Origin of the sequence: Collinsella sp. LCP19S3_A6, assembly GCF_052122015.1 — a bacterium.
Classification (GTDB): Bacteria; Actinomycetota; Coriobacteriia; order Coriobacteriales; family Coriobacteriaceae; genus Collinsella.
On record NZ_JBQKDD010000001.1, the window covers coordinates 157787 to 175852 of the forward strand.

The following is an 18066-nucleotide window of genomic DNA, read 5'->3' on the forward strand; positions in this document are numbered from 1 at the left end:
CCGCGCTCAACCAACAAAGACCATCCCCAACGACCATGAAAGGTATCCATGGAAACGATCATCAGCGTCGATGACGTCTCGTTCTCATACGGCAGCGCACCCCAGCCCGCGCTCGCCCACGTGTCGCTCGGTGTGCATCAAGGCGATTTCATCGGCATCATCGGGCCCTCGGGCGCCGGCAAGTCCACGCTTGCCGCCTGCCTCTCGGGCGCCGTGCCTCACCACTACACCGGCACCTTTTTTGGCTCCGTATTAGTTGACGGCCACGACACCTGCGAGGTCTCGCTCACCGACGTGTCGCAGATTGTCGGCAGCGTGCTGCAGGACATCGACACGCAGATGGTCGCATCCGTCGTTGAGGACGAAATGCTCTTTGGTCTCGAGAACTTTGGCGTTCCGCACGACCAGATCGAGCAACGCGTGAGCGATACGCTCGAAACAGTCGGTATCAGCGACCTGCGTGACCGCGAGATCGCCACCCTCTCGGGCGGCCAGAAGCAAAAGGTGGCCATCGCCGCCATCCTCGCCATGCGTCCGCGCGTCCTGGTACTCGACGAACCCACCGCAGCGCTCGACCCCGCCAGTTCCACGCTCGTCTTCGAGACCCTGCGAGAGGCAAACCGTAACCTCGGCATCACCATCGTCGTCGTTGAGCAAAAGGTCGCCCTGCTTTCGGAGTATTGCAACCGCGTGCTCGTGCTCAATCACGGCCAGATCGCGCTGCAAGGCGAGCCACATGAGGTCTTTGAGCACACCGACAAGCTCCGCGCCATCGGTGTCGATTGCCCGCGCGTCACGCGCATTTTCAACAGCCTCGAGGCCGATGGCTTGGCAAGCGGCACCCCCTGCCTGGATGTCGACGAGGCCGAACGCCTGATCGCGGGCATCGTCGACCCCGACCGTGCGACAAGCGACGCCCAGGCGCCCACAGGCTCCCCGCACGCACCGTCGCTGCGCCCGCATGCGAAAGACGCCGAGCCGGTGCTCACGTTTGACCACGTTGAGTTTTCCTACCCCCATGGTGGCGCCGCCGTCCACGACCTCAACCTGACGCTCTATCCCGGCGAGCTCGTGGGCATTGTCGGCCAAAACGGAGCCGGCAAGACCACGCTCACCAAGCTGCTCACAGGCCTGCTTAAGCCCACCTCGGGCAGCGTGCGCGTCACGGGACTGGATACCGCAGCCGTTCCCACGAGCCGCATCGCCCGCGAAGTCGCAACCCTTTTCCAAAACCCCGACCGCCAGATTTGCAAGGACACCGTGCTCGACGAGGTCGCCTTTGGCCTAGAGCTTGCCGGCATCGACCGCGCCGAGGCGCTGCGTCGCGCCCAGCTCGTCATCGACCGCTTTGGCTTGCCGCCCTACGATGCGCCCTTCTCGCTCTCGCGCGGTCAACACCAGATGGTGGCGCTCGCCTCCGTCGTGGTCGTAGAGCCCAAGATCGTGGTTCTCGACGAGCCCACGAGTGGCCTGGACTACCGCGAGTGCATGACCGTGATGGAAACGGTGCGCACCATGGCCGAGCGCGGCTGCGCCGTTATCATGGTCTGCCACGACATGGAAGTTGTCTCGGACTTTGCCGAGCGCATCGTGGTGATGGCCGACGGTCGCATCCTCGATCGCGGCCGCACGCACGAGCTGTTCTCGAACATCGAGCTCATGCAGCGTGCCTATGTTGAACCGCCCCAGGTTATTGAACTCTCACGCCGTCTGGCATCTTCCGTCTCGCCCGCCTTTGCACAGGTGAGCGAGGTCACCGATATCGTTCGCATTACCGAGGAGATGGTCCGCCGTGGTTAATGTCATCGACTATATGCCGGGCGACACGCTGCTGCATCGTCTGAATCCCGTCATCAAACTGGGCCTCGCCGCTGCCATCATCATCGGCATCCTTTTGTCCGACACCTACGTGGCGCTGTTGGGGTTTCTGGCGCTCACGCTCGCGCTGGGAGCCTACGCCGGCGTCGTCGACCGCCTGTTCTCGCTGCTCAAGCTGCTGATTCCGCTCGCACTCATCATGTTAGCGCTGCAGCTGGCCTTCATGCGCGATGGCAACGTGGTGTGGGGCTTCGTCACCGACGAAGGCCTCATCACCGGCTCGAAGGCCTGTCTGCGCCTGTTGGGCGTAGCGCTGCCACTCATCCTGATGCTCATGGTGACCAAGCTCAACGACCTTGCCAATGCCTGCGTGGAGGTGCTGCACGTGCCGTATCGCTACGCCTTTACCTTTACCACGGCGCTGCGCTTTGTGCCGGTGTTTGGCCAAGAGATGAACGCCATCATGGAGGCACAGACCGCACGCGGCGTCGAGTACGATACCAAGAATCCCATCAAGAAGCTCAAGCTCATGCTGCCGTTGTGCGTGCCGCTATTGATCTCGAGCGTGGGCAAGACCGATGCCACCGCGCTTGCCGCCGAGCAGCGCGGCTTCTACCTGCGCACGCGTGCGAGCTCGTACAAGCGCTACCCCATCAAAGGCTTGGACATTGCCGTACTTATCGTCAGCATCGCCCTTATCGCCATCGGCTTCCTGTTCTAGCAATCGCTGGCAGCAACCGACAAATGCAAAAGGCCTCGGCTCGCACAAACGAGCCGAGGCCTTTACTGTTTTCCCAGATAAAACCTACCAAAATAAACCTGTCCCTTTTTGGCAGGTCGAGAGCTACAGGCGGTAGGGGGCGCCGCTGCGGATGATGGACTCGCGTACCAAAACGTCCATGGCGTCGAGGGTGATCTCGGGCATCTCGCGATACTTTTGCAGCACCGAAAGCTCCGTGCAGGCCAGAATGACGCGGTCGCAGCCGCTGCGGGCAAACTCCCACATCACACGATCAAACTTATCCATATCGGGCTCGCGTCCCGCCTTCACGTCGTCGTAAATAAGCGACATCACATCGGCCTGGCGCTTCTCGCTGGGATAGACGACTTCGACGCCCGCCGCCTCGCACTCGCGACCGTAGACGCCGGCACCCACGGTGCCATCGGTACCCATGATGCCGATCTTGCGCACCGGCTCGGCCGGCATGCTCAAGTTGGGGTCGAACTCACACTCCCCCATCACCACGCCGGCAAGCGCATAGCGCACCGACTCGCGCGGCATATGGATGATGGGGACCGAGGTAAACGACTGAATCTGATCGTAAAAGTAGTGCGACGTGTTGCAGGGAATGGCAATGTGCGCGCAGCCCAGCGTCTCGAGCGCCTGCGCGCATTCCTTCATGGTCGCCAGCAGCTCGGTATGGTCGCCGGTCTTAATGGCCAGCGTACGGTCGGGCATGGTCGACTTAGAGAGCACCACCATGTCAATATGTTCCTGGTCGCGGGCGGCCGCCGTGTGACGCACCACCTGGTCGTAGTAATACGACGTGGCCTCGGCGCCCATACCGCCGATAACTCCCAGCTTTTCCATCGCCGCCTCCTTGGTGACGCTCACACCATTGCGCGTATCATACCCGCGCCCGTCCGATACAAACCGGGCGGGCGCGACGTTCATCCTATTTGTAATACGTCCTAAACAGCTTAAAGTGACGCAGCTTGGTGTGCCACATGCGCAGCCAGCGGTTAAAGACAAAATCACCCTTCATAAACGAGGGGTCGGCGGCCTTACCCTCCTTGGCCAGACGATGCGCCTTAGCGCGCAGCTCGGGATCCTTGACGTATTTATCGACCACGCCCATGGGGACAACCATCCACAGCGCCTCGTTCTGCGCCGTCACAAACTCGGGCTCAAACGGGCGGTTGTACACATACTCGTCCACTACGTACTTGGCAACGTTAAAGCCACTGTTGGTGACATAGTAGTTACTGCGGCCCTGGCGAGTGTTGAAGTCGAAGAACTTAAACGAACCGTCGCGCTCGTCGTATTTGACGTCAAAGTTGGAGAAGCCCGTAAACTTGAGGTCCTCGAGCAACTTGCGCACGCCGCCCATGAGCTCGTCATTGGGCTCGGTGATGATGCAGGCGTGGTTGCCAACACCGTGAGGCTGGTGCTCCTCGAGCAGCACGTGGCCCAGGCACATCATGCGCACCTTGCCGTTGCGGTCGGAATAGCTGGTAAGCACGCGCATGTACTCGTCGTTGCCGGGCACGCGATCCTGCAGGATCAGATCATCGGTGTAGCCACTCGCGTATACATCGCGAATGACCTGCTCCAGCTCGGCGCGATCGGCGATCTCGTAGGCCTTCTTCTGGCCCTCGAACTCGTGCTCCCACCACATGATGCCGTCGGAAGGCTTCAGGATCATCGGGAAGGGAAAATCAATCTGGTCGAGCACCTCGGCAGGAGCCTCGCCCCGGGCGTTAAGCATGGCCATGGTAAAGGTAAACGTATGCGGATAGGGAACACCGTGCTTCTCGCACAGCTCGTAGAAGATTTCCTTCTTCTGGCACTGTTCGAGCATGCTGTAGGGCGCATAGGGCGCGATGACGTTTGAGGCAAGCTCGCCGGCATCCTGAGCCTGTGCGGCAAGCGCGACATAGTTGTCGCCGCAGCCCATGAGAATAATCTTCTTATCGGGATTGGCCTGCGCGACACCGTTAATGGTCTCGATCATGACCGGCATGGTGTCGATATCCACATTGGGCGTGTAGTCGATAATCTGGCTGCGGTACGCAGGACCGGTCTGGTACTTGCCAAAGACCAGGCTCTTGACCTGATACTCCTCGTAAAAGGCGCGCGCCACCGAATAGGCGTTGATGTCACCACCGAGCAGCACGGGGATAAACTCGCGCTCTGTAAACTGCAATGCCATGGAAACTTCCTATCTAGAACTGCCCACGACGGGCGGTCTTTATGCAACCCGTTTATTTTAGCGTGCCGGACCGTTTCCACCTAAAGCTCCACTGTATCTATGACAATCAACGCAATTATCCAGCATGAAGGCCGCGCTCACCGCCGTATGACAAACGGTAATGAACCCACCGTTGTTGTAGGGTTCAGCATATTGATACCCCCGAGTGAAAGGCGCACGCGTGATCCAGGAACTTCCAACCGATAACCCCATCCTCGATGCCGCAAAACGCGAGTTGGCGCCGCGCGCGCAAGCGACTGCTCCTCTGCGCACCGCAAACGATGCTTACGACGGTGCCGCCTACATCACCTCCATCGATACATCGGCGCACAAAGGCACGCGCAAGACGCCCGTCGCCGGCGGACACGATACCGCCATCGAGCAGTTTGGCCTCGTCTCCGATGCCCACGCCGGGGACAACATCGGGGTAATCAAACTCGGCGACGGCACCTGTTCGTTCACCCCCGCCCAGGCGCTCAACGAAGTAGAGCAAGCTCGCCGCGATGGGACCTTATAGCCACAAACCCCAACGTTGAGATGGCTTTCACAGTCCAAAGCCCGTCCCAAACAGGCCCCCGTAACGTTAAAGTTGAACTCTATGGTTTCTCAACAATTCGATATAACTGCAGGTCAAAGCCAAAGTCTCAAGTTCAACTTGACCCTTTAAAACCTTTAAGGTTCAAGTTGAGGTCGAAAGCAGTAGTAGAATACCTGAGGAACAATAACCTACGATTGATTGCAGAGGGACTGGATGCAGCATTCGAATCATCGCACCGCAGCGCTCATCGCGTCGAAGCCGGCTCGTATCATCACGAGCGCCGCGCTCGCCGTTGCGTTGACGGCCACGCCGATGCTCTCCCCCGCCGCGGCGTATGCCGCCTCGCAGGCAACGCAGGATCAGCTTGCCGCCGCCCAGCAGAAGATCGAAGCCGCCACGAGCGCCTACAACGATGCCCGCACCAAGCTCGGCGATCTGCAGAAGCAGATTGACGCCAACGAGGCAAGTATCGAAAAGATCGAGGCGAAGCTTCCCGATCAGCAGGAAAAGGCACGCACCGCCATGCGCGATCTGTACAAGTACCAGAAGGGCACCAACCCCATCGTGAGCTTCCTGGTCAACGCACAGAGCCTGGGTGAGTTCATCACGACCTGCAAATACACCAACCAGATCACAAGCTCGAGCGTCGACGAGATCGAAGAGCTCAATAACATGCAAACCGAACTCGAGCAGAACAAGGCCGAGCTCCAGCAGGCCAAGTCTCAGCTTGAGGCAGAGCAGAAAAACGCCGAGGATGCGCTGGCGCAGGCCCAGCAGCTCCGCAGCGAGGCACAGGCAAAAGCCGAGCAGGAAAATGCCGCCGAGCTTGCCAAGCTTGAGGCCGATAAGGCCGCTGCCGCCGAGAAGCTCTCGGGCGAGGGCGTGAGCGGCAGCAATTCCAGCAGCCAGGCCACCAACGCCAACACCACCATCGACACCACGGTGAACAACGCCAACACCGGTAGTTCGGATTACGATTCGTTCATTAATGAGTGGACGAGCCGCATCGACAATTACCTCGCCGGCTCCCCTATGGCAGGCCAGGGCTATAACTTTGCCGTCGCCGCTTGGAATACCGGTGTCGACCCCCGTTGGTCCCCCGCCATCGCCTGCATCGAGAGCACCAAGGGTGCTTATTGCGCCAATTCTTACAACGCCTGGGGCTGGAGTGCACGTGGCGGCGGTTGGCGCAGCTTTGGCAGCTGGAGCGAGGGCATCTTCGCTCACGTTGCCTATCTGGGCGCCAACTACGGCTCCACCCTTACCCCGGCTGCGGCCAAAAAGTACTGCCCACCCACGTGGCAGGACTGGTACAACAAAGTCGCCGCTCAGATGAACCGCATCTAAGTGCAACTGCAAAGGGCCCCAATGGGGCCCTTTTTTAGGTAGCGGAGGTATCGACGACGCCGGTCGCATTGGCAACCGCGACTATGACGATCATGCATAGGAGCAGCACACCCAATGCCTTGAGCCAGAGTTTCGCGAGCTTCTTGCCGCGATAGCTGTCGAGCACTGCGAATCGCCGACGAAGACGGCGCTTATCGAGCACCGCAAAATGCGTAAGCGCCATAAGGCCATCGACAAAGAAAAAATACTCGATTATGAGAAGCCACGTCGGGTAGCTTTGGTTTGCTCCCGTGGGTTGAAAGACGGCAAAGTGACTTCCGGCAAAGAACACAAGCAGCGAGAAGCAGACGAGCGTATTCCAAATGCGCCCCAGGGACTCCGGAACGCGAGAGAGCAGACCGCATGCAGCGGAGGTGGCAGGTCTAGGAAGCCTTGCGGGGTTCTGGAGCCCTTGGGGCGTCAACAACGTCTCCGAGGCCGGAGTACGGACAGGCGCAGGCGCAGGAGGCCGCACGGGGCGACTCAGATCGTATGCCGCGCGCGTCGCCCGTCCCAACGCTTCCGCACTCGCAAAACGCTTGGCCGGATCGAGCGCCATCGCCATGCAAACGACATCGGCCAATGGGCCGGGAACGCCGCATGCCTCGCATTGTTCGCGCATGTCCCGACCCGGCTTGGGGTCGGTCCCCGTCAAACAAAAGAACAGCAGGGCACCGAGCGCGTAGACGTCGCTTCGCATGCTCGTCTGTCCAAACCCATACTGCTCGGGCGGCGCATAGGGCCGTGTCCCAAACTTGACAGTATCGGCATCGGCGCCATCGCGCCACACGCGCGCGATCCCCAAGTCGATAATCACCAGCGATGAAAACGTCAGGCCATCATCAGGCGTATAGTTGGCACCTGTCACGATGATATTCGACGGCTTGAGGTCGCGATGGATCACCGGCGCCGAAGCCTCCCCCGCCATTGCAAAACCGGCATGGAGCTCGCCCACGGCGTCGCAAAGGACAGGATACAATTCACGCGCATAATCGGGAACGGATCCCAGACGGTCCACCAGTGCCCCGAGTGTCTCCCCTTCGATGTATTCCATAACCACGTTGAGCTCGTCGCCCGCACGACGACAATCGACGATTCTGGGCAGGTGCTCAAAACGCCTGCCTGCCCGCTGAGCGGCAAACAGACGCTCGTATGCCCCGCCGATTTGAGCCGAAGCATCGATGCGTTTACGGACAAAGGGACCGAGCGAACCACCGCCGGTTCCTTCAAAGTACACGAGCTCGGTTGTTTCAACGGACGAGCGCTTAAGTACACGCTCCACGCGATAGCTGTCGTCGCGATCGAGCGACGCCAGGTGCTCGGCAAGCGCTGCAGTCAGCTCGTCATTGGAATATGTTGGGGTCTGAGTATCCATAGCCTCCATCATAGCGCAGGGCGCAGACACCCCATGGCATCCGCGCCCCGTTCGTTTGCATCGTTGTTCGACAGCTCCGCCGGCTCAGATATCAGCGGCTAATTCACCGTCTCCTCGCCAAAGCGATACAGCTCCTCGTTGACCTTTTGGAGGCTGCACCCGCGATCGATGCAAAAGATGATAATCGCATCGCGGCGGTCCTTGCAGTTAAGGACGCTTACCCCGGCAGCCGTCAGCGCACGGTTGGTCTCTTTGAGCGTCAGCGCCATCGCAAAGGCAATCTGCAGTACCTTATTGCGACTCGGATGACGCGCACCGGTAAAGATCTGATAGCCAAAGGTCTCATTGAGATCGGCCATACGAACCACGCGCGAGCGCTCCAAGCCCTTTTCCTGCAGTAGCTGCTTCAGGTAATCCGAAAGCGACGGGGCGGCAAAGTCGTGCTCCCTGATATAGCCATCGATGTTCGGCGCATCGAGAAGCTCATTGAGCAACTCCTCGGTCAGTTTTTTATCGGGCATACGACTTCACCTCCCATCCGGCGCAACGGTAGCGACATGCTAGGCCAGCACCCAGCTTGCAGTGGCAGACTTATCAAACATGTTGGCAAAATACAGTGCCTTCTTGATATCGCCATCAAAGTAGATATTGCCCGCCACGGAGCCACCGGCGGAAAGGGTACCAGACTGCAGCTCATCGGAGCCCTCGCTGTAGTAACCCTGATTCTGTTGGGCGCCGTTGGCGTCCTCACCCTTCCAGTCGTAGATATTGTAATCTGCGCCCTCATCGCCATTGTTGACGTACGTGACGTGAATGCCCGTCATGGTCGAACCGTCATAATTTGTAAGGCCGGGCTGGACGGAATCGACAACGACGGAAAGACCGGCAGCTGTGGTCACCGTCGTGCCAACCGCCAGGTCAGTCGTAGGCTGCTCTTCCTTCTTCGCCTCTTCCTTCTTGTCGCCATCGCCAGCGTCCTCGGTGACGGTCGCCTTATCGCTACCACAACCGGCAAGAAGACCGGCAGTCCCCAAGGCGACGGTGGCGAATGCGCCAAGTGCAGCGCGACGGCTCAGCAGCACTTCGTTTTCGAGCTTTTTCATTATGCATCCTTCCTACGATCCGGCTACCGCGCCGGTACACAGCACATCGTAGGAAGGATTAAACTTGAATTCATTAGCTGAGAGCTAAGGCCGCGGTAAACGGCCAATGCTCACAGCAATAACCGGGAGCAGCAGCAAGCCACACCCGCACCCACCAGGACTATATATGGCAGACTGTCGGCGTCGTTCCATCGTCACTCCAAGCCAAGCAATCGTTTGTAGACATCGAGGCCCTTGAGCAAAATTTCCTCGTCAAAGAGCATGGTATCGGTGTGAAGGGCGCTCGTGGCATAGGCGGGACAGCCATCCGAATCGCTCGGGTTTTCTTGACCCTCCGGCACACCCGTGCCCAGCAAGAAGAACACGCCCGGCAGATGGCGCTGATAGAACGCAAAGTCCTCGGCAATTAACAGCGGCTCCTCCACAAGCTGCAGGCCGGGCAAGGCAGGCGCGACACGGGCAAACAACTCGGGGTCGTTGTCGACCGGCGGATAGCCCTCGGCAAAGTCGAGATCGTACGTGCAGCCCGTTGCGGCACAGGCCTCATCAAGCACGCGACGCACGCCTTCGCGCGCCCGGTCGAACATGCCGTCCGTAAACACACGCAGGCTTCCGGCCACATGGGCCTCCCCCGCCACCGCGTTGCAAACCGTACCGGCCTGCAGCAGACCAAACTTGCCGATACAGGGCTCGTCGCCGCCCAGCTCGTCCATCAGCTCGCGCTCGGCAACCAAAAACTTCGCTGCCGCCAACGCGGCATCGTGCGACTCCTCGACCGGCACGCCATAGGTCTTAGCAATATGGATGCTCGTACCGTGAATATAGATATGCGTCTCGCTCGAACGCGCCAGCAGCGGACCGGAACAGCTCGCCAACGTGCCGGCAGGCAGATCGGGCCACACATGGAAGCCAAAAATGCGGTCGACCCCATAGCGCTCAAACACGCCGCTCTCGCATACCGTCTTGGCACCACCGGTCGTTTCCTCGGCCGGCTGGAACACAAAGAGCACGTTGCGCCTCATGGCGCCCGGCTGCTCGCGAATCGTACGGTCGACATACGTCGCGGCGGCAAGTGCCATGGCCATGTGACCGTCATGTCCGCAAGCGTGCATCTTGCCGGGATGGGTCGAGGCAAAGGCCGCCCCTGTCGCCTCCTCAATGGGCAGCGCATCCATATCGGCGCGAATCGCCGTGGCATGCGCGGCATCAACGCCGGCGTCGAAGAAAGCGCAGACGCAGCTGGAGCACGGATGGGTCACTTCGCAGGTGAGCGGTGCCAGCACGCCCTCGATATAGGCAATGGTTTGCGGAAGATCGAAATCGAGCTCCGGAATGCGATGGAGATCGCGGCGATAGCGACGGAGTTCTTGGAGCTCGGTCATAGAGGATCCCTTCGTGAGGCACATCTGTTGCAACTTATTGTGATACAGGATTGTGGCACACATGTTTCCAGCATATCCCTGCATTTTTTAAACGTTATATACGAATACTCTTGTTTGGTAAAGTGCAACGTGATAGGGTCTTTACCACTTGATAGAGGCGCGGGCACGAAGAGCCGCGGGCGAGCCGGCAGGCTTTGACCCCGCGGGGAGGCGAAACCCGCCGAACTGGGTTTTCGGGCACGAACAACCTGGTGGGCCTGTGGGAAACACCCACAGGACTGTCTGCAGCAATGCGGGAGCGCTATCCGGACATTGGGTCCACGCTATGCGGATTCGATGCGCAGATGGCGCCGTCTGGATAGCGAGGTTTACGGGACATGGCATTGACCCCCAACGAGGCATATGCGGCCAAGCAGCCGTTTGTGGACAAGGAGACGCTCGAGCATATCGTCGAGCAGTTCCCCACGCCGTTTCATCTATACGACGAGGCGGGCATCCGCCGCAACATGCAAGAGGTGCGCGACGCCTTTGCGTGGAACCCGGGCTTTAAGGAATACTTTGCCGTCAAGGCCAACCCCAACCCGGCACTCATCTCCATTCTCAACGAATACGGCTGCGGCTGCGATTGCTCGAGCTATACCGAGCTCATGATCGCCCGCTCGCTGGGTATCACGGGACACGACATCATGTTCTCGTCCAACGACACGCCGGCTGCGGACTTTGAGCTCGCCGACAAGCTGGGTGCCATCGTCAACTTTGACGACATCAGCCACATCGAGTTCTTTGAGCGTGTTGCGGGGCCCATCCCCAAGACGGTCAGCTGCCGCTTTAATCCGGGCGGCCTGTTCCAGCTCTCCAACGGCATCATGGACAACCCTGGCGACTCCAAATACGGCATGACCACCGAGCAACTCTTCGAGGCCTTCCGTATGCTCAAGACCAAGGGTGCCGAGGACTTTGGCATCCACGCATTCCTTGCCAGCAACACCGTCACCAACGACTACTACCCCAAGCTCGCGCGCATCCTCTTTGAGCTTGCCGTGCGCCTGGAGCGCGAGACCGGCGCACACGTCGCCTTCATCAATCTATCCGGCGGCGTCGGCATCCCCTACCTGCCCGAGCAGCAGGCCAACGACATTCACGCCATCGGCGAGGGAGTGCACGCGGCATACGACGAGATCCTGGTCCCCGCAGGCATGGGCGATGTGGCAATCTACACCGAGATGGGCCGCTTTATGATGGGCCCCTACGGCTGCCTGGTCACCAAGGCCATCCACGAGAAGCAGATCTACAAGGACTATATCGGTGTCGATGCAAGCGCCGTCGATTTGATCCGCCCCGCCATGTATGGTGCCTACCACCACATTACAGTGATGGGTCAGCCGGGCGGCGCCGACAAGGGCACAGCGCCCGTCACGAACACCTATGACATCACGGGCAATCTGTGCGAGAACAACGACAAGTTCGCCATCGATCGCGAGCTACCGCATATCGACATGGGCGACCTGCTTGTAATCCACGATACCGGTGCGCATGGCTACTCCATGGGCTACAACTACAACGGACGGCTGCGCTCCGCCGAGGTCCTGCTGCGCCCCGATGGCGCGGCCGACCTCATCCGCCGCGCCGAGCGCCCGGGCGATTACTTTGCCACGCTCGACGTGCTGCCGTGCGGCCGAGAACTGTTGGCCAAGTCGCGCGCCGAAAGTGCCCGCCGCCGCGCCCAAGACGAGCGCCTAGCAGTCGCCGCCCAATGGAACAAGCGCATCCAGATCGCCGAAGCGAAGGAGAAGAACATGGACATCCGCAATCTCGAGGGCTCAATCGTCGCCCTGGTTACGCCGTTTAAAAAGGACGGCAGTGTCGACTTTGATGCGCTCGAGCGCCTTATCGATTTCCACCTGCAAAATGGCACCGACGCCATCCTCGCCCTGGGCACCACCGGCGAGAGCGCCACGATGACCGACGACGAGGACAACTCCGTTGTCGCCGCGGTGGTCAAGCAAGTTGCAGGACGCGTCCCCGTCATCGCCGGCTCGGGCTCCAACTCCACGCAGACCATGCTCACCAAGTCGCTCACTTACCAGGGCTTGGGAGCCGACGGCCTGCTGCTCATTACCCCCTACTACAACAAATCCAACGAAGAGGGTATCTACCAGCACTTTAAGACCGTCGCCGATGCCGTAGACATCCCCTGCATCCTGTACAACATCCCCGGCCGCTGTGGCTGCGGCATCAGCGAGCGCAACGTGGAGCGCTTGGCCGCGCACCCCAACATCATGGGTATTAAGGAAGCCTCGGGCAACGTCGCCTACGCTGCCAAGATCGCCCACCTGCTGTCCGACGACTTCCGCATGTACTCGGGCGAGGACGCGCTCACCGTGCCGCTCATGAGCTTGGGTGCTTCGGGCACCATTAGCGTGTGGGCCGACGTGCAGCCGCAGCTCGTACATGACATGTGCCGCGCCTATCTGGACGGTGACGTGGCACGTGCCCGCGATATCCAGATTGCCGGCCAGCCGCTCATCAATGCCCTCTTTAGCGAGGTCAACCCCATCCCCGTCAAGGAAGCGCTCGCCCAGATGGGTATGATCGAGGCAAACTACCGCATGCCGCTGTGTCCCATGGCAGACGACACGCGATCCGCACTTACCGATGCTCTGAAGGGAGCTGGTCTGCTTGATTAAGACCGTCATTATGGGAACGGGCCGCATGGGCTCGCTCATCCGCACTACCGCCGAGGGTATTGTCGACGCTGCCGGAGAGCCCGTTTTTGACATCGTCGCCCAGATCGGCTTCGACTTGTCCGAGCTCGAGAACGCTCCGGCGGCCGACGTCATCATCGACTTCTCGAACGTTGCGACCTTCGACGCCGTCGTCGCCTATGTCGAGCGCACGGGTGCGGCGTTGGTCTCGGGCACCACAGGCTATACGCCCGAGCAGATGGATCGCCTGCGCGAGCTGGGTCAGAGCGCCCGCGTCATGCACTCCGGCAATTACTCCATCGGTATCGCAGCCCTGCGTCATCTGGTGGCACAGGCCACGCGAGAGCTGCCCGGCTTTGACTGCGAAATCGTCGAGACGCACCACAACCAAAAGGTCGACGCCCCCAGCGGCACTGCCAAGTTGCTGCTCGACGCCGTCGTCGAAGCCGAGCCCGAGGCAGGCTACCACCCCGTCTATGGCCGCGAGGGCATGTGCGGAGCGCGCGACCCCAAGGAGATCGGCGTGCACTCGCTGCGCGGTGGCACTGTCGCCGGCGTGCACGAAGTGAGTTTCTTTGGCCAGGACGAGGAGGTCACGCTCACGCATCGCGCCACGAGTCGTCAGATCTTTGTCAACGGCGCCTTGGCAGCCGCGCAGAAGCTCGTCACCCGCGAACCCGGCTTCTATACGTTCGACCAGGTCATGTTTGCCTAACCAGGTATCAACCGGATCCACCCAAAGGAGAGACCGCAAATGAGCAACGCAGCCGAAATGGATGCACAGGAGATTATCAACTATATCGCCACCGCGCCCAAGAAGACGCCCGTCAAGCTGTACGTGCGCGAAAAGCCGGGCATGAAGGTCCAGTGGGGCAGTGCGCATGTCTATGGCGGCCGCCGTGGCAAGACCGTCTTTGGTGACTGGGATGAGCTCAAGGCAATCCTCGACGCCAACGTCGATTCCATCGATTATTACGATGTGGAGAACGACTGCCGCAACTCCGCCGTGCCCATGCTCGACCTCAAGGGCATCAACGCCCGCATCGAGCCGGGTGCGATCATCCGCGACCGCGTCGAGATCGGCGACCGTGCCGTCATCATGATGGGCGCCATCATCAACATCGGCTCCGTCATTGGCGAAGGCTCCATGATCGATATGGGCGCCGTGCTGGGCGGTCGCGCCACCGTGGGCAAGAACTGCCACATCGGCGCCGGCACCGTGCTGGCAGGCGTCGTGGAGCCCGCCAGCGCCACGCCCGTCATCATCGAGGACGACGTTATGATCGGCGCCAATGCTGTGGTCCTGGAAGGCGTGCGCGTGGGCAAGGGTGCTGTCGTTGCCGCCGGCGCCGTGTGCGTCGAGGACGTCCCCGCCGGCGCCGTGGTCGCCGGTGTCCCCGCCCGCGTTATCAAGATGCGCGACGAGAAGACCGATAGCAAGACCGGTCTCGAGGAAGGCCTGCGCCAGCTGTAGGGTTACGCGGTTTTACCAAACCGCGTAACGGCTCGACGCTCCAAACGACCCAGAGCGGCAATCTGACGTTCAATCGTCGGGCATGACCAGAAGGTCAATGCCCTCCTCTTTCACGTCACCTTGCTCGCTCTGAGTCGTTTTCGCTGACGCATGCGCAACCTGCAACGTGATTAAGCCCCAAGTAAAAAGGCCGAAGCCCTCGTCCGAGGCTTCGGCCTTCATCATCTCAGGGTTCCGTCGTATTCAACCATGGCGGGTTGCTTTGACAGGCGCCCTACGGCCGTCTTATAGACCTCGAAACGATCGCGCCGCCCTATTGCCACGATCTCGGCAATCTCAACCATTCCGTCCTCTCGGATTCGGAAAACCATTCTGAGTCCTGCATTCCGCCATTTAATCTTTTTGCAGCCGGCGGGCTCGCCGTGAAGCGGCGTTCCGATTTCATCAGCGCGCGTCTTTAATTTTGCGACGGCAATACGGACGAGCCTGCGCTGGGATCCATCTAGTTTTTGATATTCCTTCTCGGCGTCTCGATTCAAAAAGCCGACAACAAAATGCCCGCTCATTCGAAAAGGTCCTCGTCGGGAATCGCGTCCGGATCCATCGACTCAAGCTCCGCGAGCTCCTCGGCAGTTAAGGCGTCCTCAAACGAAACAAACTCATGCGGACCATGCTTGACTCGATCCGCAGCGATGCGATTTATCTCAAGTTCACGCAGATACTGCAGCGCGCCGTACATTTCCTCATAGGCAGCATAGTCGATAATCACGGTATCGATATCATTATGATCAGCAATGAACTGAGGCGCGCGTTTTGCGCGTTTACGAATGGTGGATAAGGACTTGCTTGCTTCGGTAGCAGAAACAACCTGGTCTTTTGTAAACACCGGTTTTTCCAGAACAAATGGGGACATTTTGACCTCCAAAAAATAATCTGGATTATATTTCAAAGTATACTTCAAAATATAATCCAGACTTTTATTCAAAAGCAAAAAGCCTTATCGGTTCTCGATGCTGCCGATGTTTTTGAGCTCGATGGAGATGAGGCCGTTGGGCTCGTTGACAAACTCGATGTACTCGGAATTCGAACCCATCTCGGCCGGAAAGCTGATCTCGATGCCCGTATCGGTACGAATCTTGTGATTGCGTACGGCCGCGCGCTCGACTTGCTTGCGCTCCACGGGCACGCGCTCGGGAACCTTCTCCTCGGTCAGCGCCGCACGCACGCTCTCCTTGATGACCGGCTCGTCCTCAAAGACCTCATCGACGATATCCCAAGGCGGCAGCTCCTCGTCGTCTTCAACCTTCTCGGCAACGGCGGCTTTGACCTTGGCGAGCGCTACGGCCGTGTTGGCGCCGTGCTCCTCGGCGACTTCCTCGACCACGCGCGTCACCGTGTCGATGACCTCCTTACCCGAAACCCCCGTGTCGCACTGCAGCAGGCCGTCGGGAATGAGCATGCGGTCCTCGCCGGCAATCTTGCGCTTCTTATCCACGTAGCCGATCTCCATGGTGCTTGCACGCACGATGGCATAGCTCGGCACCTTTTGCGAGGGGTTTGGCAAAATGGCGTAGTGGCGCGCGATGTCGTTACGAACCTCGCCCTCTTCGCGACCCACCTCGTGCATGAATGCCTGCTTGGAGCCCAGCAGCATCACGGCAAACCAGCGGGCATCTTCATCATCGTCAAAGTCCGCCACAAGCACGTCAGTGGACTCGGCTTTCTCGGCCTTGGTGAGTTCGGAAGAGATGAACTCCGCAATCTGCTGAGACAAGTCCACGAACTCACGCTCACCAAAGAAATAGCCCTTGAGCTCGCCGCCAAACGCAGAGTTCTCCGCAAACGTGGCGCGCTTATTGTCGGCCGAGGTACGTGCGCGGCGCAGATGCGTGGTCACAAAGCTGCGCACGATACGGCTTTCGATATCCAGCTCGCGCTGGCTCATGACGTTGACGGCAGAGTCAAAGTCCAGGATATGCAGAATCGCGTGATTGATTTTCATATACGGCATTCCGTTCTAGATCGCTTTTGGCACGAACCAGTATAGCGGTCGAGTCCGCCCCAGGCGCATCGAAGATTGGTGCAAACAAGCCTGTCCCCTTTGCATAAAAAAGCGCCCGGGTCACATGGGCCCGGACGCCTTCATTGTAGCTTTTCGCTCTAGCGAGCTTGATTTAGCAGGAGAAGTCGACGCTGTCGATAATGTCCTTGAGGGCCTTTGCGGAGGCGGTGAGCTCATGCTGCTCGTCATCGTTCAGCGGCACGGGAACGCGGCAGACAACGCCGTCGCGACCAACGACGGTCGGCATGGAGATGGCCAGATCGGACAGGCCGTACTCGCCCACCATGAGCGAGGAGACGGGCAGAACAGTCTGCTCGTCACGCATGACGGCAGTGCAGATGCGCTTTACCGCCATAGCGACACCGTAGTAGGTGGCGTGCTTCTTCTCGATGATGGTGTAGGCGGAGTTCTTGACGTCCTCGGCAATGCGCTTCTCGGCAGTCTCATGCTCCAGGTGGCCGTGAAGCTCACAGAAGGTGTTCAGCGGCACGCCGGCAACCTGAGCGCTGGACCAGGCGACAAACTCGGAGTCACCATGCTCGCCCATGACGTAGGCCTGAACGTCGCGCGGGTCAACCTCGACGTGAGCGCCGAGCATCTGCTGCAGACGGCCGGTGTCGAGCACGGTGCCGGAGCCGATGACATGGCCCTCGGGCAGGCCGGACATCTTGATGGCGGCGTAGGTCAGAACGTCGACCGGGTTGGAGACGATGAGCAGAATGCCGTCGAAGCCAGACTTCTTAATCTCGGGAATAATGGACTTAAAGATGCTGACGTTCTTGTTGACCAGGTCCAGGCGGGTCTCACCGGGCTTCTGAGCAGCGCCAGCGGTGATGACGATCATGGCGGCGTCGGCGACATCAGAATAATCGCCGGCGTAGATCTTCATCGGCTCGGCAAACGTCATGCCGTGCGCAATATCCAGGGCCTCGCCCTCGGCGCGGTTCTTGTCCACGTCGATGAGAACCATCTCGGAGAACAGACCACTCTGCATCAGCGCGAACGCCGAAGACGAACCGACGAAACCGCAGCCGACAATAGCGACCTTCTTCTCGTTAACCATTAGAAACTCCCATCTCTCTCCACAAACAAGCCGCCCGGGAACGACCCGAGCGGCTTGCCGTGATCCCAATACATCCAATCGGGACTTTGATTATGCTCCTATACGCAGCCAAAAATCGACCGTTTACCGAAATTGTTTGAAGGATTCGTAAAATAACTGCACGAAATCGGTTTCGAGCTATTGACGAG

Annotated in this window: 18 protein-coding genes and 1 riboswitch; of the genes, 7 read left to right on the forward strand and 11 right to left on the reverse strand. The window is 59.6% G+C overall.

Annotated elements, in window-relative coordinates:
• The first annotated feature begins 48 nt into the window (after positions 1-48).
• Both ACTQVX_RS00685 and ACTQVX_RS00690 read left to right on the forward strand, forming a co-directional pair.
• Positions 49-1800, forward strand: a complete 1752-nt coding sequence (locus ACTQVX_RS00685) for an ABC transporter ATP-binding protein (protein WP_441559919.1) — start codon at positions 49-51, stop codon at positions 1798-1800.
• Positions 1793-2539: an energy-coupling factor transporter transmembrane component T family protein gene (locus ACTQVX_RS00690; protein ID WP_441559920.1), complete on the forward strand. Its 747-nt coding sequence runs from the start codon at positions 1793-1795 to the stop codon at positions 2537-2539. The genes ACTQVX_RS00685 and ACTQVX_RS00690 overlap by 8 nt, the downstream gene beginning before the upstream one ends.
• A gap of 123 nt (positions 2540-2662) precedes the next feature.
• On the opposite strand, the gene ACTQVX_RS00695 is transcribed toward ACTQVX_RS00690, so the two are convergent.
• Both ACTQVX_RS00695 and ACTQVX_RS00700 read right to left on the reverse strand, forming a co-directional pair.
• On the reverse strand, positions 2663-3409 hold the full coding sequence (locus ACTQVX_RS00695) for an aspartate/glutamate racemase family protein (protein ID WP_229770678.1): 747 nt from the start codon (positions 3407-3409) through the stop codon (positions 2663-2665).
• A gap of 85 nt (positions 3410-3494) precedes the next feature.
• A complete protein-coding gene (locus ACTQVX_RS00700) occupies positions 3495-4751 on the reverse strand; it encodes a carboxylate--amine ligase (protein WP_441559921.1) in 1257 nt (418 codons plus the stop codon).
• A 220-nt stretch (positions 4752-4971) separates the two neighbouring features.
• Here ACTQVX_RS00700 and ACTQVX_RS00705 point away from each other — a divergent pair, with 220 nt between their 5' ends.
• Complete coding sequence (locus ACTQVX_RS00705; protein WP_441559923.1) at positions 4972-5307, forward strand: hypothetical protein; 336 nt, start codon at positions 4972-4974, stop codon at positions 5305-5307.
• A gap of 234 nt (positions 5308-5541) precedes the next feature.
• Entirely contained in the window at positions 5542-6675 is a 1134-nt protein-coding gene (locus tag ACTQVX_RS00710; RefSeq protein ID WP_441559924.1) for a coiled-coil domain-containing protein, read from the forward strand.
• A 34-nt stretch (positions 6676-6709) separates the two neighbouring features.
• Here ACTQVX_RS00710 and ACTQVX_RS00715 read toward each other — a convergent pair whose 3' ends face one another.
• The 4 genes from ACTQVX_RS00715 to ACTQVX_RS00730 form a co-directional block, all read right to left on the reverse strand.
• Positions 6710-8089 (reverse strand): serine/threonine protein kinase, encoded by a 1380-nt coding sequence (locus ACTQVX_RS00715; protein ID WP_441559925.1) that lies wholly within the window; start codon positions 8087-8089, stop codon positions 6710-6712.
• Positions 8090-8187: 98 nt separating this feature from the next.
• Complete coding sequence (locus ACTQVX_RS00720; RefSeq protein ID WP_154517313.1) at positions 8188-8610, reverse strand: XRE family transcriptional regulator; 423 nt, start codon at positions 8608-8610, stop codon at positions 8188-8190.
• 39 nt (positions 8611-8649) lie between these two features.
• Positions 8650-9192 (reverse strand): DUF4352 domain-containing protein, encoded by a 543-nt coding sequence (locus ACTQVX_RS00725; protein ID WP_154517316.1) that lies wholly within the window; start codon positions 9190-9192, stop codon positions 8650-8652.
• A 194-nt stretch (positions 9193-9386) separates the two neighbouring features.
• Positions 9387-10574 (reverse strand): N-acetyldiaminopimelate deacetylase, encoded by a 1188-nt coding sequence (locus ACTQVX_RS00730; RefSeq protein ID WP_441559927.1) that lies wholly within the window; start codon positions 10572-10574, stop codon positions 9387-9389.
• 144 nt (positions 10575-10718) lie between these two features.
• Positions 10719-10886: riboswitch (Lysine riboswitch) on the forward strand.
• 65 nt (positions 10887-10951) lie between these two features.
• Between ACTQVX_RS00730 and dapA the strand changes: the two genes are divergently transcribed.
• The 3 genes from dapA to dapD are packed head-to-tail and all read left to right on the forward strand — an operon-like array spanning position 10952 to position 14753.
• Complete coding sequence (gene dapA / locus ACTQVX_RS00735; RefSeq protein WP_427718484.1) at positions 10952-13261, forward strand: 4-hydroxy-tetrahydrodipicolinate synthase; 2310 nt, start codon at positions 10952-10954, stop codon at positions 13259-13261.
• A complete protein-coding gene (dapB, locus tag ACTQVX_RS00740; RefSeq protein WP_441559929.1) occupies positions 13254-13994 on the forward strand; it encodes a 4-hydroxy-tetrahydrodipicolinate reductase in 741 nt (246 codons plus the stop codon). Before dapA ends, dapB begins: the two co-directional genes overlap by 8 nt.
• Before the next feature lie 39 nt (positions 13995-14033).
• Complete coding sequence (dapD, locus tag ACTQVX_RS00745; protein WP_427747945.1) at positions 14034-14753, forward strand: 2,3,4,5-tetrahydropyridine-2,6-dicarboxylate N-acetyltransferase; 720 nt, start codon at positions 14034-14036, stop codon at positions 14751-14753.
• Between the two features lie 69 nt (positions 14754-14822).
• Here the strand turns inward: dapD and ACTQVX_RS00750 are convergent, their stop codons facing one another.
• The 5 genes from ACTQVX_RS00750 to ACTQVX_RS00770 all read right to left on the reverse strand — a co-directional run bounded on the left by ACTQVX_RS00750 (position 14823) and on the right by ACTQVX_RS00770 (position 17878).
• Positions 14823-14978, reverse strand: coding sequence for a hypothetical protein (locus ACTQVX_RS00750; protein WP_441559932.1), 156 nt, complete (start codon positions 14976-14978; stop codon positions 14823-14825).
• A complete protein-coding gene (locus tag ACTQVX_RS00755) occupies positions 14975-15319 on the reverse strand; it encodes a type II toxin-antitoxin system RelE family toxin (protein WP_441559934.1) in 345 nt (114 codons plus the stop codon). The genes ACTQVX_RS00750 and ACTQVX_RS00755 overlap by 4 nt, the downstream gene beginning before the upstream one ends.
• On the reverse strand, positions 15316-15666 hold the full coding sequence (locus ACTQVX_RS00760; protein ID WP_441559936.1) for a hypothetical protein: 351 nt from the start codon (positions 15664-15666) through the stop codon (positions 15316-15318). The genes ACTQVX_RS00755 and ACTQVX_RS00760 overlap by 4 nt, the downstream gene beginning before the upstream one ends.
• An 84-nt stretch (positions 15667-15750) precedes the next feature.
• Positions 15751-16755, reverse strand: coding sequence for a nucleoid-associated protein (locus ACTQVX_RS00765; protein ID WP_441559937.1), 1005 nt, complete (start codon positions 16753-16755; stop codon positions 15751-15753).
• Between the two features lie 172 nt (positions 16756-16927).
• The gene (locus ACTQVX_RS00770) at positions 16928-17878 is read right to left on the reverse strand and encodes an L-lactate dehydrogenase (protein ID WP_441559939.1); all 951 of its coding nucleotides are present in this window, start codon (positions 17876-17878) and stop codon (positions 16928-16930) included.
• Positions 17879-18066 lie beyond the last annotated feature (188 nt).

What these genes read in the sequence shown, in the direction of transcription:
- ACTQVX_RS00700 (WP_441559921.1), bottom strand. Translation starts at nt 4,751, where the DNA reads ATGGCATTGCAGTTTACAGAGCGCGAGTTTATCCCCGTGCTGCTCGGT.
- ACTQVX_RS00750 (WP_441559932.1), bottom strand. Translation starts at nt 14,978, where the DNA reads ATGATGAAGGCCGAAGCCTCGGACGAGGGCTTCGGCCTTTTTACTTGG.
- dapD (WP_427747945.1), top strand. Translation starts at nt 14,034, where the DNA reads ATGAGCAACGCAGCCGAAATGGATGCACAGGAGATTATCAACTATATC.
- dapA (WP_427718484.1), top strand. Translation starts at nt 10,952, where the DNA reads ATGGCATTGACCCCCAACGAGGCATATGCGGCCAAGCAGCCGTTTGTG.
- ACTQVX_RS00755 (WP_441559934.1), bottom strand. Translation starts at nt 15,319, where the DNA reads ATGAGCGGGCATTTTGTTGTCGGCTTTTTGAATCGAGACGCCGAGAAG.
- ACTQVX_RS00720 (WP_154517313.1), bottom strand. Translation starts at nt 8,610, where the DNA reads ATGCCCGATAAAAAACTGACCGAGGAGTTGCTCAATGAGCTTCTCGAT.
- ACTQVX_RS00725 (WP_154517316.1), bottom strand. Translation starts at nt 9,192, where the DNA reads ATGAAAAAGCTCGAAAACGAAGTGCTGCTGAGCCGTCGCGCTGCACTT.
- ACTQVX_RS00770 (WP_441559939.1), bottom strand. Translation starts at nt 17,878, where the DNA reads ATGGTTAACGAGAAGAAGGTCGCTATTGTCGGCTGCGGTTTCGTCGGT.
- ACTQVX_RS00730 (WP_441559927.1), bottom strand. Translation starts at nt 10,574, where the DNA reads ATGACCGAGCTCCAAGAACTCCGTCGCTATCGCCGCGATCTCCATCGC.
- ACTQVX_RS00685 (WP_441559919.1), top strand. Translation starts at nt 49, where the DNA reads ATGGAAACGATCATCAGCGTCGATGACGTCTCGTTCTCATACGGCAGC.
- ACTQVX_RS00715 (WP_441559925.1), bottom strand. Translation starts at nt 8,089, where the DNA reads ATGGATACTCAGACCCCAACATATTCCAATGACGAGCTGACTGCAGCG.
- ACTQVX_RS00765 (WP_441559937.1), bottom strand. Translation starts at nt 16,755, where the DNA reads ATGAAAATCAATCACGCGATTCTGCATATCCTGGACTTTGACTCTGCC.
- ACTQVX_RS00695 (WP_229770678.1), bottom strand. Translation starts at nt 3,409, where the DNA reads ATGGAAAAGCTGGGAGTTATCGGCGGTATGGGCGCCGAGGCCACGTCG.
- ACTQVX_RS00760 (WP_441559936.1), bottom strand. Translation starts at nt 15,666, where the DNA reads ATGTCCCCATTTGTTCTGGAAAAACCGGTGTTTACAAAAGACCAGGTT.
- ACTQVX_RS00710 (WP_441559924.1), top strand. Translation starts at nt 5,542, where the DNA reads ATGCAGCATTCGAATCATCGCACCGCAGCGCTCATCGCGTCGAAGCCG.